Source organism: Rhodococcus sp. OAS809 (genome assembly GCF_040546695.1).
GTDB classification, from domain to species: domain Bacteria; phylum Actinomycetota; class Actinomycetes; order Mycobacteriales; family Mycobacteriaceae; genus Rhodococcus_F; species Rhodococcus_F qingshengii.
The window spans coordinates 1,445,230-1,460,661 of sequence record NZ_JBEPOI010000002.1; the positions used below are offsets into that span (position 1 = coordinate 1,445,230).

16 protein-coding genes are annotated in these 15,432 nt (G+C 62.4%); 4 read left to right on the forward strand and 12 right to left on the reverse strand.

The window, feature by feature from the left end; genetic code table 11:
* Positions 1–3: 3 nt before the first annotated feature.
* From ABIE52_RS09630 to dxr, 5 genes are all read right to left on the reverse strand, one after another.
* On the reverse strand, positions 4–1,818 hold the full coding sequence (locus tag ABIE52_RS09630; RefSeq protein ID WP_042450801.1) for a penicillin-binding transpeptidase domain-containing protein: 1,815 nt from the start codon (positions 1,816–1,818) through the stop codon (positions 4–6).
* 69 nt (positions 1,819–1,887) lie between these two features.
* On the reverse strand, positions 1,888–2,724 hold the full coding sequence (locus tag ABIE52_RS09635) for a GNAT family N-acetyltransferase (protein WP_042924416.1): 837 nt from the start codon (positions 2,722–2,724) through the stop codon (positions 1,888–1,890).
* 111 nt (positions 2,725–2,835) lie between these two features.
* Positions 2,836–3,993, reverse strand: coding sequence for a flavodoxin-dependent (E)-4-hydroxy-3-methylbut-2-enyl-diphosphate synthase (ispG, locus tag ABIE52_RS09640; protein WP_007734888.1), 1,158 nt, complete (start codon positions 3,991–3,993; stop codon positions 2,836–2,838).
* 87 nt (positions 3,994–4,080) lie between these two features.
* Positions 4,081–5,298, reverse strand: a complete 1,218-nt coding sequence (locus ABIE52_RS09645) for a M50 family metallopeptidase (protein ID WP_042924418.1) — start codon at positions 5,296–5,298, stop codon at positions 4,081–4,083.
* A 7-nt stretch (positions 5,299–5,305) separates the two neighbouring features.
* Positions 5,306–6,463 (reverse strand): 1-deoxy-D-xylulose-5-phosphate reductoisomerase, encoded by a 1,158-nt coding sequence (dxr, locus tag ABIE52_RS09650; RefSeq protein ID WP_070160218.1) that lies wholly within the window; start codon positions 6,461–6,463, stop codon positions 5,306–5,308.
* Between the two features lie 120 nt (positions 6,464–6,583).
* Between dxr and ABIE52_RS09655 the strand changes: the two genes are divergently transcribed.
* Complete coding sequence (locus ABIE52_RS09655) at positions 6,584–6,853, forward strand: DUF2631 domain-containing protein (protein ID WP_003942762.1); 270 nt, start codon at positions 6,584–6,586, stop codon at positions 6,851–6,853.
* A gap of 78 nt (positions 6,854–6,931) precedes the next feature.
* On the opposite strand, the gene rlmN is transcribed toward ABIE52_RS09655, so the two are convergent.
* The gene (gene rlmN, locus ABIE52_RS09660; RefSeq protein WP_007734883.1) at positions 6,932–8,041 is read right to left on the reverse strand and encodes a dual-specificity RNA methyltransferase RlmN; all 1,110 of its coding nucleotides are present in this window, start codon (positions 8,039–8,041) and stop codon (positions 6,932–6,934) included.
* A 102-nt stretch (positions 8,042–8,143) separates the two neighbouring features.
* Here rlmN and ABIE52_RS09665 point away from each other — a divergent pair, with 102 nt between their 5' ends.
* Together ABIE52_RS09665 and ABIE52_RS09670 are read left to right on the forward strand one after the other, a co-directional pair.
* The gene (locus ABIE52_RS09665; protein WP_073512295.1) at positions 8,144–8,554 is read left to right on the forward strand and encodes a LapA family protein; all 411 of its coding nucleotides are present in this window, start codon (positions 8,144–8,146) and stop codon (positions 8,552–8,554) included.
* Between the two features lie 95 nt (positions 8,555–8,649).
* Complete coding sequence (locus tag ABIE52_RS09670) at positions 8,650–9,492, forward strand: HpcH/HpaI aldolase/citrate lyase family protein (RefSeq protein ID WP_030535660.1); 843 nt, start codon at positions 8,650–8,652, stop codon at positions 9,490–9,492.
* A 79-nt stretch (positions 9,493–9,571) separates the two neighbouring features.
* Here ABIE52_RS09670 and ABIE52_RS09675 read toward each other — a convergent pair whose 3' ends face one another.
* From ABIE52_RS09675 to rpsB, 6 genes are all read right to left on the reverse strand, one after another.
* On the reverse strand, positions 9,572–10,300 hold the full coding sequence (locus ABIE52_RS09675) for a class I SAM-dependent methyltransferase (protein ID WP_030535661.1): 729 nt from the start codon (positions 10,298–10,300) through the stop codon (positions 9,572–9,574).
* A gap of 6 nt (positions 10,301–10,306) precedes the next feature.
* Entirely contained in the window at positions 10,307–11,203 is an 897-nt protein-coding gene (locus ABIE52_RS09680) for a phosphatidate cytidylyltransferase (protein WP_030535662.1), read from the reverse strand.
* Between the two features lie 48 nt (positions 11,204–11,251).
* Positions 11,252–11,809, reverse strand: coding sequence for a ribosome recycling factor (frr, locus tag ABIE52_RS09685; RefSeq protein WP_003942777.1), 558 nt, complete (start codon positions 11,807–11,809; stop codon positions 11,252–11,254).
* 43 nt (positions 11,810–11,852) lie between these two features.
* Positions 11,853–12,581: a UMP kinase gene (gene pyrH / locus ABIE52_RS09690; RefSeq protein ID WP_003942722.1), complete on the reverse strand. Its 729-nt coding sequence runs from the start codon at positions 12,579–12,581 to the stop codon at positions 11,853–11,855.
* A 200-nt stretch (positions 12,582–12,781) separates the two neighbouring features.
* A complete protein-coding gene (tsf, locus tag ABIE52_RS09695; RefSeq protein ID WP_007734877.1) occupies positions 12,782–13,609 on the reverse strand; it encodes a translation elongation factor Ts in 828 nt (275 codons plus the stop codon).
* A 153-nt stretch (positions 13,610–13,762) separates the two neighbouring features.
* Entirely contained in the window at positions 13,763–14,620 is an 858-nt protein-coding gene (gene rpsB, locus ABIE52_RS09700) for a 30S ribosomal protein S2 (RefSeq protein WP_003942709.1), read from the reverse strand.
* Between the two features lie 313 nt (positions 14,621–14,933).
* Here rpsB and ABIE52_RS09705 point away from each other — a divergent pair, with 313 nt between their 5' ends.
* A complete protein-coding gene (locus ABIE52_RS09705; RefSeq protein ID WP_231915103.1) occupies positions 14,934–15,428 on the forward strand; it encodes a M23 family metallopeptidase in 495 nt (164 codons plus the stop codon).
* The last annotated feature ends 4 nt before the right edge of the window (positions 15,429–15,432 follow it).

Below are 15,432 nucleotides of genomic sequence, written 5' to 3' on the forward strand. Positions count from 1 at the left end.
GGGTCAGTAGCCTTCAGGCAGGGCGGTGAGCATGTCGCGGGTGACTGCGACGGCGTTGTCCGAACTTCCGCCCCGCACAACCAGAGTCGCGAAGGCCAGGTTCCCGCGATAGCCGACGAACCACGCGTGCGATCCCCCTTCGACCTCGGCTTCACCGGTCTTACCGTACACCTCACCCTGATCTTCGACGCGTTCTGCAGTACCGCTGGTGACCACGAGTCGCATCATGCCGCGCAGGCCGTCGACCATGGCGGGCGAGATCGCCGGGCGCTCACCGTCGATGGTGGTTTCGCGCCCTGAAATCAGTTGCGGCACCGGAGTCGAACCGTTCGCGACCGTCGCCGCTGCCATCGCCATTCCGAACGGACTGACCACGACCTTTCCCTGACCGAACCCGTCTTCGGTCCGCTGCACCAGATCCGACGCCGGCGGCACCGAACCGGAATCGATCGGCAATCCCACCACGTTGTAGTCCTGGCCGATGCCGAACTGCGCTGCGGCAGTGGTCAACGTGTCTGGTTGCATCTCGCTGGCCAGCTTGGCGAAGGACGTGTTGCACGAACGCGCGAAGGCCGTTGCCATCGGCACCGTGCCGAGTGAGAACTCGTTGTAGTTGGGGACGCTGCGCTCACCGATCTCGATCCGGCCCGGGCATGGCACCATCGTGTCGGGGGTCGCCTGACCGGTCGAAATTGCGGCGCCTGCCGTGATGATCTTGAACGTCGAACCGGGCGGGTACTGACCCATCGTCGCGACCGGTCCGTCGCGGTCTGCTGCCTTGTTCTGTGCGACAGCCAGGATCGCCCCACTCGACGGTTCGATGACCACCATCATCGCCTGATCCTTGTTCACGTTCACGGCACGCTGAGCAGCGATCTGAATGTTGCGATCCAAACTGATACTGAACGACGGAACAGGTTGCGGCGCAGTCTCGGTCAGCACATCGGTGTCGACGCCGTTCTGGTTGACCGTGACGACACTCCAGCCGGCTTTGCCGTCGACCTCGTCGATGATCGTCTTCTTGATCTGCCCGAGAAGGTCGGGCGCGAACTCCGGGTCCGTCGAGACGAGATCCGATTCGTCCGAGACAGATACTCCCGAAATGGCTCCCAGTTGCGCCGATACCTGGTCGTAGTCGTCACTGCGCAGGCGGGTCACCAGATAGTCGCCCTTGACGGCCGTCGAGGATTCGGCGATCGATTGACCCGTCAGCGAAGAATCGAAGCGACCGAGAACACTTGCGAGATTGTTTGCGGAACCGATGATGTCGTTGCTCTTGGAGCGATCGAACTTCACTCGGTAGACAATTCCCGGCACCAGGACATCCGTGCCCGAATGCTCGTTGACCCGCGCTCGCGGCGCCGCGGTTGCCCGCAACGACATCGTCTGCTTGTCACCGAGGCGCGGGTGAACGTCCGTCGAACTCCACCGGACGGACCAGTCGCCGTCCTTGCGTCCCATCTGCAGCTCGCCGTCGTACGTCCACACACGGTCTTTCGGAAGGTGCCACTCGTAGGTGTAGCCGACCGTCGCAGTGTCACCGTTCATCTTCACCGACGTGGTCTCGGCAGTCATCGACTCGGCCTGGAGCGCATCCCAGGTGTCACTCAATACAGGACCCGCGGAATCAGGCCGGTCCGTCAGTTTTGCTGCCTCGTCGATATCCCTGTCACCGAACGCACTCAGGAACTGCTGCGCGACGGGCTCGGGGCCGGCGGGTTTCGGAGTACACGAACTGATCCCCACCGCCAAGAAAATCACGGTGCAGGAGGCCAACAGTTGGGCCGAGCGACTACGAGAGAAATGCCGAGTGTTCATCGAGCCCCATAGTAGGGCGACAAATGCTCCACCCAGCGTAGGCGCGACCATTGCACGCAGCTTGTACGGTCAGTCGAGCAGCACCGTCGAGAAGGTCGCGACCTGTCGGAACCCCACCCGCGAATAGGTCGACCGCGCAATCGTATTGAAGCTGTTGACGTACAGGCTCGCAATGCGACCGGTCGCCATGATCGACTCCGCTACAGCCGCTGTACCGGTCACGCCGAAGCCCTGCCCACGAAATTCCGGGTTGACCCACACACCCTGGATCTGGCCACAGCGAGCAGACATCGAACCGACCTCCGCCTTGAAAACGACCTGGCCGTCCTCGATGTGCGCCCACGCTCGACCAGCGGCGATCAGGCTAGCGACACGGTGCCGGTATCCGCGCCCACCGTCGTTGGCACGCGGGTCGACTCCGACCTCTTCGATGAACATCGCGATCGCGGCAGGCAGATAGATCTCGAGTTCGTCCGAGCGAACCTGCCGGACCAGCGGATCCGACGAACATGCCAACGGCTCGGAAACCGCGAGCAACGGCTGTTCGGGGCGAACCTCCCGCGCAGTTCCCCAATCGAGCTCGAGCATCTCCCACAGCGGCAACGCCAATTCGGCGCGGCCGACCACCGACGAGCACATGCGCGGAATCCGACAGGCACGGTCGGCGAATGCCCGAATGTCATCCGGATCGCCTCGAAGCGGAACCAGATTCGCCCCGGCAAAGCACAGTGAGGACAACGGCCCGCCTCGACTCCACAGCTCGCCGTGAATCATTCGTGGGTCGACGCCGCATTCTTCGACGCGCGCGGCAATCATGCAGGCCGCCACCGGATCGGCGTCGAGTACCCGTCGGACGTCTTCGAGATCTCGACTTCCGACCTGCTTGGCTCCGAGGAGTTTGAGCATCCGTCAACCCCCTCGACTCGACTGCGCGTCCACGAATATCACTACCCGATCATGATGCACTCAGATTGCCACGAACCTGACACCGACGGGGAAGATTCATCCGGCAATCACTCAACTCACGGTGACGACCGGCGCACCCTCCGAGGCGTCACCCTCCATGCTTTCGGCAATTTTCATCGCCTCTTCGATCAACGTCTCGACGATCTGCGCCTCGGGCACCGTCTTGATGACCTTGCCCTTGACGAAGATCTGGCCCTTGCCGTTGCCGGACGCCACACCGAGGTCGGCCTCACGCGCTTCACCCGGTCCGTTCACGACGCAACCCATGACTGCCACGCGCAGCGGGATCTCCATGCCTTCGAGGCCGGCGGAGACCTCGTCGGCAAGTGTGTAGACGTCGACCTGTGCACGGCCACACGAGGGGCAAGAGACGATCTCGAGCTTGCGGGGACGCAGGTTCAGAGACTGCAGAATCTGGTTACCGACCTTGATTTCCTCGGCCGGCGGGGCCGAGAGCGAAACCCGGATCGTGTCGCCGATACCCTCCGCGAGCAGCGCACCGAAGGCGACCGCGGACTTGATCGTGCCCTGAAACGCCGGCCCTGCCTCCGTGACGCCGAGGTGCAACGGGTAATCGCATTTGGCGGCGAGTTGGCGGTAAGCCTCGACCATGATCACCGGATCGTTGTGCTTGACGGAGATCTTGATGTCACCGAAGCCGTGCTCTTCGAACAACCCGGCCTCCCACAGCGCGGACTCGACCAACGCTTCGGGCGTCGCCTTGCCGTACTTCTCCATCAACCGAGGATCGAGCGATCCCGCGTTGACACCGATACGGATCGGAATGCCTGCGTCACCGGCAGCCTTGGCCACCTCTTTGACACGGCCGTCGAATTCCTTGATGTTGCCCGGATTGACGCGCACCGCAGCGCATCCCGCGTCGATTGCCGCGAAGATGTAGCGCGGCTGGAAGTGGATGTCGGCGATAACCGGGATCTGGCTCTTCTTCGCAATGATCGACAACGCGTCCGCGTCTTCCTGACGCGGGCAGGCGACACGAACGATGTCGCAACCGGACGCGGTCAGTTCCGCGATCTGCTGCAGCGTTGCATTGACGTCGTGCGTCTTCGTGGTGCACATGGACTGCACCGAGATGGGGAAATCGCTGCCCACACCTACCGTGCCGACCTGCAGCTGCCGTGTCTTGCGTCGAGGAGCAAGAATCGCTGCGGGTGCCGAGGGCATTCCCAGTCCGATAGGGATGGTCACGTCTGTGCCTTCTTTCATAGCTTCACTGCAAGTTTAGCCGGGCGATCGCCGCACTACCGCGCGGCAACCGTCACCCTTCTCACACGGTCAGAAGATCTTGATCGGATTGACGATGTCAGCCGTGAGTGTCAGCAACATGAACGCGCCACCGATCACGATGAATACGTAAGTAATCGGAAGGAGTCGCGTGTAGTCGACCGGGCCGCCGGGAATCAAGCCTCGGCGGGCGCGGAACCAATCACGGATCTTCTCGTAGAAGACCACCGCGATGTGACCGCCGTCGAGCGGCAACAGCGGCAGGATGTTGAAAACACCGAGGAAGAAGTTGATCGATGCGAGCAGTCCGACGAACATCGGCCACTCGGCTCGATCTGCGGCCTCGCCACCGATCACGCTGGCACCGACCACGCTGATCGGTGTGTCCTGGGCGCGTTCGCCGCCCGTGATCGACTCCCACAGTGCCCCCACCTTCGACGGAATGTCAGCCAATGCCTTCACCGAGTCGACCATGATCTGGCCGGTGTAGTCGAAGGCCGCCGGAACAGCAGTGAGCGCGTTGTACTCGATCAGATTGCTGACACCCTCAATTCCGACAGCGCCTACCTTTGCCAGTTCCGGCGTTGTGCTGCCGTCTTTGGCTACGTAACGCTCAACCGGCGATACGTCGACCGGAACTTGAACAGTCTCGTCGCCGCGCTCGACTGTGAGCGTGACTGTCCCGGACTTGTCGCGGATCGCCGCGGAAACCTTGGCGAAAGTGTCCGTCGGTTGACCGTCCACCGCGACGATCCGATCGCCGGCAGCAATTCCGGCTGCCTCCGCCGGGCCGGTACCGGTGCAATCCGCGAGTTTCCACCCCTGATCCTGTCCGAGCTGCGTCGGAGCAACACACGTCACGCCCTTGACAACAGGCGGTGCCGGCTCCGTACTGGTTCGACCCCAACCGAGGAGCAATGCGTAGATCAGGAGGAACCCGAGAATGAAGTTCATCGCGATACCGCCGGACATGACGACGACGCGCTTCCACGCCGCCTTCTTGTACATCGCGTGCGGCTCTTCTTCAGGCGTCATCTCGTCGAGGGCCGTCATGCCCGCGATGTCGCAGAATCCGCCCAGCGGCAGCGCCTTGAGGCCGTACTCGGTCTCACCTCGACGGAACGAGAAGATCTTCGGTCCGAAGCCGATGTAGTAGCGGCGAACCTTCATTCCCAAAGCCTTGGCCGTCCACATGTGACCGGCTTCGTGCAGGGCGATGGACACGCCGATGCCGAGGGCAAACAGCACTACGCCCAGTGCAAAAACCATGAAAGCTCTAGCCCTCCTGCTTCACGAGCTGACGCGCTCGTGTGCGTGCCCAGCCGTCTGCGGCCAGAACGTCGTCCACGGTAACCGGTTCTGCGGACCATTGACCTGCATCGTCGAGAACAGCAGCCACCGTGCGGACGATCGCCGGGAAGGAAATGACACCGTCGAGGAATGCCTGAGCCGCCACTTCGTTGGCCGCGTTGTAGATCGCGGTGAAGCAACCTCCGGATTTTCCTGCGCTTCGCGCCAGATCGACGGCTGGGAACACCGACGAATCGAGCGGCTCGAATTCCCAGGTGGAGTCGGTGGTGAAGTCGCATGCCGACGCCGCACCTTCGATGCGGTCCGGCCAGCCGAGAGCGAGAGCGATCGGGAGCTTCATGTCCGGTGGACTCGCCTGTGCCAGCGTCGATCCGTCGAAGAAGGTCACCATGGAGTGCACGATCGATTGCGGATGCACGGTGACGTCGATGCGGTCGTAGTCGATCCCGAACAGCAGGTTCGTCTCGATCAACTCGAGGCCCTTGTTGACCAGAGTTGCCGAGTTGAGGGTGTTCATGGGGCCCATCGACCAGGTGGGGTGCGCTTTTGCCTGAGCCGGATTCACACTTTCGAGCTCCTCGGCGCTCCAGCCACGGAACGGCCCACCCGAAGCGGTGAGAACCAACCGGGCCACTTCGTCGCCTGTTCCACCACGTAGGCACTGGGCAAGCGCCGAATGCTCCGAGTCGACCGGCACGATCTGACCGGGGGCGGCGGCTTTCGTCACCAGCGCTCCGCCGGCGACAAGCGATTCCTTGTTCGCCAGCGCCAGGCGCGCTCCCGAGTTCAAAGCCGCCAGTGTCGGTTCGAGTCCCAAAGAACCGACGAGCGCATTGAGGACAACATCGGCACCGCTGTCCCGAACCAGTTCCGTCACGGCGCTCGGTCCCGAACGGGCGGTTACCGATTCCAGCGCCGATGCCGCTGCAGGATCGGCGACGGCGACGTCCGTGACGCCGGTTGCACGAATCTGTTCGGCCAACAACTCGACGTTGTTGCCGCCCGCTGCAAGACCGACTACTTCGAAACGGTCGGGGTTGGCAGCGATGACCTCCAGCGCTTGGGTACCGATCGAACCGGTACTGCCGAGGAGGAGGACGCGGGTACGTGTGGTTTCCTGCACTCGCCCATTGTTCCTGATAACACCTGAGAACAACCTTATCGACGCCCAACTACGTACGACAGGCAGTCGTATGTCACCATATTGGGCAGTAGTGCAACCGAATGAGCAGGAGGATCGACCGTGGCCGATACCCAGTTGGACGTCAAGTCCAGCGCCCCCGTCGTGGTCTCGCACGTCGATGAGGCCGAGGTTCCCTCTGCCGCATGGGGGTGGAGTGGTGAAGGACTCAAGTTTTTCCGTTTCCTCGGATGGTTCTTCGCAATATTCCTGCTTCTGATGATGATCGGAAACCATCACGGCAAGGTCGAGGATCTGTGGCTCATCGGCACCGCCGGATTGATGATCTTCATTCTGGTCCGCGACATCGTCATCCGTCGCCGCCCGCGCTAGAAACCTGACAAAGAGAAGGCCTCCACGAACGAAAGTTCGTGGAGGCCTTCTCTTTACGTGTTTCAGGCCTGGAACGTTTCAGTTCTCGGCTGCCAGCTGGCCACAGGCTGCGGCGATTTCCTGACCGCGCGTATCGCGCACCGTGCACGAGACGCCCTGGGCGATGACCCGACGCACGAACTCACGCTCGACGTCCTTGGGGCTCGCGTCCCACTCGCTGCCCGGAGTCGGGTTGAGCGGAATCAGGTTGACGTGCACCAACCCGCCGAGTGCTTTCCTCAGCTTCTTGCCCAGCATGTCCGCGCGCCACGGCTGATCGTTGACGTTCTTGATCATCGCGTACTCGATGGACACACGGCGACCGGTCTTGTCTGCGTAGTACCGTGCAGCCTGAAGTACCTCCGACACTGACCAGCGATTGTTGACCGGGACAAGAGTGTCGCGCAGTTCGTCGTCCGGTGTGTGCAGCGATACCGCCAGCGTGACGCTCAGGCCTTCGTCAGCGAGCTTGCGGATAGCGGGAGCTAGGCCGACGGTCGAGACCGTGACGGACCGCTGAGACAGGCCGAGGCCGTCGGGTGCAGGCGAGGTGATCCGTCGTACCGCTGCCACCACGCGCTTGTAGTTCGCCAAAGGCTCGCCCATACCCATGAACACGACGTTCGAGAGGCGTCCGGGGCCGCCGGCAACTTCACCGTCGCGCATGGCAGCCGCTGCCTCGCGAACCTGATCGACGATCTCGGCGGTCGAGAGGTTGCGGTCGAGGCCGCCCTGACCCGTCGCACAGAACGGGCAGGCCATTCCGCAGCCTGCCTGACTCGAGATGCAAAGTGTTGCCCGGTCGGGATAGCGCATCAAGACGCTTTCGAGCAGCGTTCCGTCATGTGCCTTCCACAGGGTCTTGCGAGTGTCGCCCGAATCGCACGCGAGGTGCTTGATCGGGGTCAACAAGGTCGGGAACAGCGACTCCCCAACCTTCTCGCGCACCGATGCGGGGAGATCGGTCATCTTCTCCGGATCGGCTTCCAGCCGCGCGTAGTACTGACGCGCCAGCTGATCGGCCCGGAAAGCCGGAAGGCCGAGCTCTTTCACCGCTTCTTTGCGCTCGGCGGAATCGAGATCGGCGAGGTGCCGTGGAGGCATTCCGCGCTTGGGTGCAGTGAAAACGAGGGGAAGAGAGGCAGCCATAGTTACACCATTGTCCCATTGTTTTGGGGTGCTACCCCACTGCCACCCGATTGTGGCCGGATTACCCGTGCAACTTCGCGCAGGTTGAGTGATGATCATGTCATGTCAACCACACCAGAGGATCCGTCGAATTCCCCCGTGTACGGCCCAGCCGACGGTTTCGGCCCCGATCCGGAACTTCCGAAGGTGGACGAGAACAAGGCAGTGGAAAAACACGATCCGGAACCGACACCGACGCCTGAACCGGTGCCGACCGGAACGTCGGTCACCGACCGAACCAGGGCTGCGACGACCTGGGTTGGCCTGGTCATAGGTGCAATCGTGTTGATCTTACTGCTGGTGTTCATCCTGCAGAACCTCGAGAGCGTCTCCGTCAAGATCCTCGCCTGGCAGATCGACTTTCCGCTCGGAATCACGATCCTGCTTTCCGCCATCGCGGGCGCATTGATCATGGCGTTGGCAGGCGGCGTTCGCATCATTCAGATCCGGCGCGCAGCGAAGCGGCAGATGTGACTGAAATCTAGTTACGCAATTGGGTCGATCGATGGGCCAGCAGGCATCATTGATGTCGTGGAAATCACCGGAAAGGCCCTGATGTGACTACTCACATGGAGAGACCTGTGACCTCGCGAATTGCCCCGCAGCAGGCAAGATCCTGGCTCCTCGTCCCCGCGTCCAAACCGGACACCTTCGACGCCGCACTCGCGAGTGCGGCCGACGCCGTCATTCTCGACCTCGAGGATGCCGTCACCGCACCCAACAAACCAGCTGCCCGCCGCGATGTCGCCGCATTCCTGAGCGAACACAATCACGCCTGGGTTCGGATCAACGACGCCACGACACCGTTCTGGGAAGAGGATCTGGCCGTACTCGCGGGCCTCCCCGGACTCGAGGGTGTCATGCTCGCAAAGACCGAAAGCGGTCAGCAGGCCGACGCCACGGCCGAGCGACTTCCCGACGGCACCAAGATTCTTGCTCTCGTCGAATCCGCGGTGGGACTCGAGGCTGCGCCCGAGATCGCACGCACTGACGGCATCTTCCGTCTCGCATTCGGCAGCGGCGACTTCCGGCGCGACACTGGGATGGACGACTCCCCCACGTCGATGTCGTACCCGCGTTCGCGGCTCACCATCGCCAGCCGCGCGGCACGCATCGCTCCGCCGATCGACGGTCCCACGCTCGGCCCCGATCTGGATCTGCTCGCCCGAGACTGTGCGATCACCTTGTCACTCGGCATGGCCGGCAAACTCTGCATGACCACCGCGCAGACTGCCCCCGTCAACGCGGGACTGAGTCCCTCCGTGGCCGACGCGATCTGGGCTCAGAATGTCATCGACGATCTCGGCGAAGACGGCTCACGCGTGCGCGACGGCAGCGACCTGCCCAAGCTTGCCAAGGCCAAGAAGATTCACAAGCTGGCCACCCTGTTCCACATCCCCACCGATCACTGATTTTTTTACTACTGAATCGGTGCAGAAAACGTCAGGCGCTCAAGTCGGAGCGCCTGACGTTCGTCTTTTGGGCCCGCCCTCACGCAAGTTCGAGCGATCGTGGTTTGGATCGAACATGGATCCGGTATCGCACCGAGAAGGCAAGCCCTGTTACTTGCGAGAACGCACGCTCGGCAGTCTTCTCGGTGAATTCGATTCCGAGCACCCGCCGCATATCGTCTCGATTCTCGAACTCCCACCGGGTGTCGACGCGCGTGAGCGAGAATCCTTGAGCCTCGAAGAACGCTTCGACCGCCGCGGGATCGTATTTGGGCAGATCCGCCCTCATCCACTCCCCGTACGGGCCGGCGCTCACATCGAGATCCACGATCAGCAGGGCTCCCCCGGGCCTCAGGATGCGCATTGCTTCACGAATTCCGGGGCCGCAGCCTTTTCCGAAGAAGTACGCCGTACGGGCATGGACGAGATCGACTGAAGCATCCACCAGACCCGTGGACTCTGCTGAACCCTGGACTACGTCGATCGACGCCGAATCGCGGGTTCGTTCCCGCGCGGCCTTCACCAGCGGTGCGTGCGGCTCCACTCCGACAACACGACGGGCGGTACGAGCGAACTCCGGTAGATGGAACCCCGCCCCACAGCCGACATCGACGACATCGCGTCCAGTCCAGTCGACCCGGGCTCGCATCGCCGCCCAGAGGGAACCGTCGACGTCCTGCGCGCGGTTCTCGATTTCGTACACGTCCGGCCAATGCCAGATGTTCGGACTGGGAATGGGCTTGGATCGGCCGGAGAAGAAATCACGCACGAGAAATCAGACGAGTGCGTACAGAATCAGCCAGGTGACAAATGCCGACGGCAGGAGTGAATCCAGGCGGTCCATGATTCCGCCGTGGCCGGGAAGCAAGGTTCCCATGTCCTTGATGCCGAGTTCACGCTTGATCTGCGATTCGATCAGGTCGCCGACCGTCGCGACTACCACCAGGACGACACCGAGCAGGACGCCGATCATCGAATTCGCGTCGAGTATCAACGTCACCGAAAGCAAACTGCCGATGACGCAGAAAATGAGGGAGCCGACGAATCCCTCCCAGGACTTCTTCGGGCTCACAGCGGGCACCATCGGATGCTTCCCGAACAGCACTCCAGCCGCGTAGCCGCCGATGTCGGAGCACACGACACCGATCATCAGGACGAAGACGCGACCGGCGCCGTCGTCTTCGAGCACCATCAACGCACCGAATGACGCCAACAGCGGGATCCACGCCAGAACGAACACCGTGATGGAGGTGTCTCTCAGGAAGTTCTTCGGGGTCGCCTTGAGGCCGTGGTCGAACAACCGCCACACCATGCATACCAGGACGGTCGCGGTGAATCCGCTGAGCACCCCGACCGGTCCCCACGGCCAGCCGAGCCAGATCGTGGCTTGCCCGCCGACGAGAAGCGGAATTCGCGGCACCTCGATGTCGGCTTCACGAAGCCGCGTGGTGACCTCCCACGTCGCGATGAACATCGCGATCGCAACGACGGCGATCCATCCGGGGGGCAGGAAGATCAAAGTGCCGATGACCAAGGCGCCGAGGCCAGCTCCGACGCCGATGGCGGCAGGTAGGTTCCTGCCCGCCTTCGACTTCGGCGGTTGCGCGCCCTCAGCGCCGCCCGTAGGCCCGTCCGTGACGGGACCACCGGCGGTTCCCTCTTGTGCGTGCACCCAAACTCCCTGATCTACTCCCGACGACAAACACTGCAAATGAGGAGGCTATACCTCCATCAACTCTGCTTCCTTGTGCTTGACGAGTTCCTCGACCGTGTGCACGTACTTCGCCGTGGTCTTGTCGAGTTCTTTCTCTGCGCGACCGACCTCGTCCTCGCCGGCTTCACCGTCCTTCTGGATCCGGCCGAGTTCGTCCATCGCCTTGCGGCGGATGTTGCGCAGCGTGACCTTGGAATCCTCGCCCTTGGACTTGGCCTGCTTCACCAGTTCACGTCGACGCTCTTCCGTGAGCTGCGGAACCGAAATGCGGATGATGCTGCCGTCGTTGGACGGGTTCACCCCGAGATCCGAGTTGCGGATCGCCGTCTCGATCGCGTTGAGCTGCGAAGCCTCGTACGGCTTGACGATGACCATGCGGGCCTCGGGGACGTTGATGCTCGCGAGCTGCGTGATCGGCGTGATCGAACCGTAGTAGTCGATCACGATGCGCGAGAACATACCGGGGTTCGCGCGTCCGGTGCGAACCGAGCCGAGATCGTCCTTGGCTACCGTGACAGCCTTTTCCATCTTCTCTTCTGCCTCGAAGAGCGCTTCATCGATCACGGCTGTTCCTCCATGTTGTTCTGCATCATTTTTTGGGTGTCACTCACGACTTGATCAGGGTGCCGATCTTCTCACCGGACACCGCGCGAGCGATGTTTCCTTCGGTGAGGAGGTTGAACACCATCATCGGCATCGAGTTGTCCATGCACAGGCTGAATGCCGTCGCGTCCGCGACCTTGAGCTCACGTTCGATGACCTCACGGTGCGTGATCTGTTCGTACATCGTCGCGTCCGGATCGAGACGCGGGTCGGCCGAGTAGACGCCGTCGACAGCCTTGGCCATCAGCACTACCTCGGCACCGATCTCCAGCGCGCGCTGCGCAGCAGTGGTGTCAGTCGAGAAGTAGGGCATACCCATCCCGGCACCGAAGATGACTACGCGCCCCTTCTCGAGGTGCCTGCGTGCGCGAAGGGGGAGGTACGGCTCGGCGACCTGGCCCATGGTGATGGCCGTCTGCACGCGAGAATCGACGCCCGCCTTCTCCAGGAAATCCTGCAGAGCGAGGCAGTTCATGACGGTGCCTAGCATGCCCATGTAGTCGGAGCGCGCGCGATCGAGGCCACGCTGCTGCAGTTCCGCCCCGCGGAAGAAGTTTCCGCCGCCGATGACCACTGCAACCTGTACGCCCGATCGAACGACCTCTGCGATCTGCTCAGCCACCTTGGTGACCACGTCGGGATCGAGACCGACTTTGCCGCCTCCGAACATTTCGCCGCCGAGTTTGAGCAGGACCCGCTTGAATCCTGGACGTTCGTTGGCTGGTTCGGACATTGTTCTCCTCAGTTCGATACAAGACCTTGTAGGTCCTTCATTCTTCTTCTGCCGCCGAATCGGACACCGCGGCATAGGAAAGCCCCCGGGACTCGTCCCGAGGCACTCTCATCCTGCCTCATCGGAGGCCCCAGGTACACGTAGACCCCGCCGGTAGAGCAAATGCTCTTCAGGCGGGGTCCATGTGTGCGGGCTCCGAATTAAGCGGAGGCGCCGACCTCGAAACGCACGAAGCGCTTGATGGTCACGCCTGCCTCGTCGAGGATCGCCTTGACGGTCTTCTTGGAGTCCGTGACCGAAGACTGCTCGGTCAGAACGACGTCCTTGAAGTAACCGTTGACGCGGCCTTCGATGATCTTCGGCAGTGCCTGCTCGGGCTTGCCTTCTGCGCGGGCGGTCTCTTCGGCGATGTGACGCTCGGAAGCGACGATCTCCTCGGGAACCTCGTCACGCGTGACGTACTTCGCCTTGAGTGCTGCGACCTGCATTGCAGCGCCGCGAGCGGCCTCAGCAGCAGCATCGCCTTCACCGGTGTACTCGACGAGAACGCCGACAGCGGGCGGCAAGTCGGAGCTGCGCTTGTGCAGGTAAACGGCAACGGGGCCGTCGAAGGAAGCGACGCGGCTCAGTTCGAGCTTCTCACCGATCTTCGCGGACTGCTCCGCAATGACGGTGTCGATGGTCTTGCCGTCGAGCTCGAGCGCCTTGAGAGCGTCGAGGTCAGCAGGCTTACCAGCAGCAGCGACGGTCACGATCTCGTCGGCCAGCTTGATGAACTCGTCGTTCTTGGCGACGAAGTCGGTCTCGCAGTTGATCTCGATCATGACGCCGTCCTTGGCGACGACGAGACCCTCAGCGGTGGTGCGCTCTGCGCGCTTTCCGACATCCTTCGCGCCCTTGATGCGCAGCTGCTCGACGGCCTTGTCGAAATCGCCGTCTGCATCTGCGAGTGCGTTCTTACATGCCATCATTCCGGAGCCGGTGAGCTCACGGAGCCGCTTGACGTCAGCGGCGGTGTAGTTCGCCATGATTAGCGAGCCTCCTCATGTGTCTGTTTCGGACCTAGGACTAACGGTGAAGCACGGCCTAACGGTGAAGCACGGCCTGACGGTGGTGCTCGGGCCTAACGGTGAAACGGCCCTGACCAAAAGAACTCTTGGTCAGGGCCGGTTTTCAACGAATCAGGCCTCGGTGGCCGGTGCCTCTGCGGCGGGGGCTGCCTCAGCCTCTGCAGCCGGAGCTGCCTCAGCCTCTGCGGCCGGAGCTGCCTGCGAGAGCAGTTCCTGCTCCCACTCGGCGAGGGGCTCGCCTGCGCCGGCTTCGGGCTTCGCGTCCTTGTCGGCGCTCAGTCCTGCACGTGCCTGCACACCTTCGGCAACCGCGGAAGCGACAACCTTGGTCAGCAGTGCTGCGGAACGGATGGCGTCGTCGTTGCCCGGGATCGGGTAGTCGACGAGGTCGGGGTCGCAGTTGGTGTCCAGGATCGCGATGACCGGGATGTTCAGCTTGCGAGCCTCGGCAACTGCCAGGTGCTCCTTGTTGGTGTCGACGATCCACACCGCGGAAGGAACCTTGGCCATGTCGCGGATACCACCAAGGGTGCGATCCAGCTTGGTCATCTCACGCGTGAGCATGAGGATTTCCTTCTTGGTGCGACCTTCGAATCCACCGGTCTGCTCCATTGCCTCGAGCTCCTTGAGGCGAAGCAGACGCTTGTGAACGGTGGTGAAGTTGGTGAGCATGCCGCCGAGCCAACGCTGGTTGACGTAGGGCATTCCGACGCGAGTCGCTTCGGAAGCGATGGACTCCTGCGCCTGCTTCTTGGTACCGACGAAGAGAACGGTGCCGCCGTGGGCAACGGTCTCCTTGACGAACTCGTACGCCTTGTCGATGTACGTCAGCGTCTGCTGGAGGTCGATGATGTAGATGCCGTTGCGGTCGGTCAAGATGAATCGCTTCATCTTCGGGTTCCAGCGACGGGTCTGATGTCCGAAGTGGGTTCCACTATCGAGCATCTGCTTCATGGTTACGACAGCCATGGCTGTGTACCTCAAACTTTCAATCCGGTTGATGCAGGCGATCGGGTGATCCCTGCCCTGGCACCCGCACGGCCGTCGGACCTGTTTCGTGAGAACCAGGACCAGCCGAGGCCGGAAAACGTGCGCGGGCGCGCGAAGTCGGACTGTGCGAGCACAGACCGCTCGACAAGTGTACGTCCTCGTCCCCCGATGCCATAACCACCCCGGTAGCAACAGACCGAACCGGCGGTTGTGGATCGGCGGCTACCTTGTGGATTACCCGTCTGATCTGCATTGAAGCGTGCGCTACTCCACGCAAGATCAAGGAATGACGATGTTGCGCGGAGCTCGACGAGGCGTGGTCTTTGCCGTGATCTCCTGCTGTGTCGCCGTAGGCACGGCGTCAGCAGACACGCGATTCGACTGGCCGCTCGCTCCTCGGCCGCACGTGGAACGCGCTTTCGACAAACCGGCCGAGAACTGGCTGCCGGGTCATCGCGGGGTCGATCTCGGCGGCAGCGCCGGCCAATCCGTCCTCGCGGCCGGCGACGGCATCGTGGTGTTCGCGGGAGTGGTCGCCGGAAAGCCGACGGTGTCGATCGATCATTCCGGCGGCCTACGCACGACCTACGAACCCGTCACCGCAGTCGTTCGCACAGGTGAACGCGTCGCAGCCAGGTCAGTGATCGGAACCCTCGAAACCGGGCACGAAGGGTGCGCTGTCGAAGCATGTTTGCACTGGGGCTTGCGCAGAGGACGCGAGTATCTCGATCCACTCGGACTGGTTCGGTCGCAACCGCTCAGGCTCAAGCCATTGAAAGGAGGCTGATCGG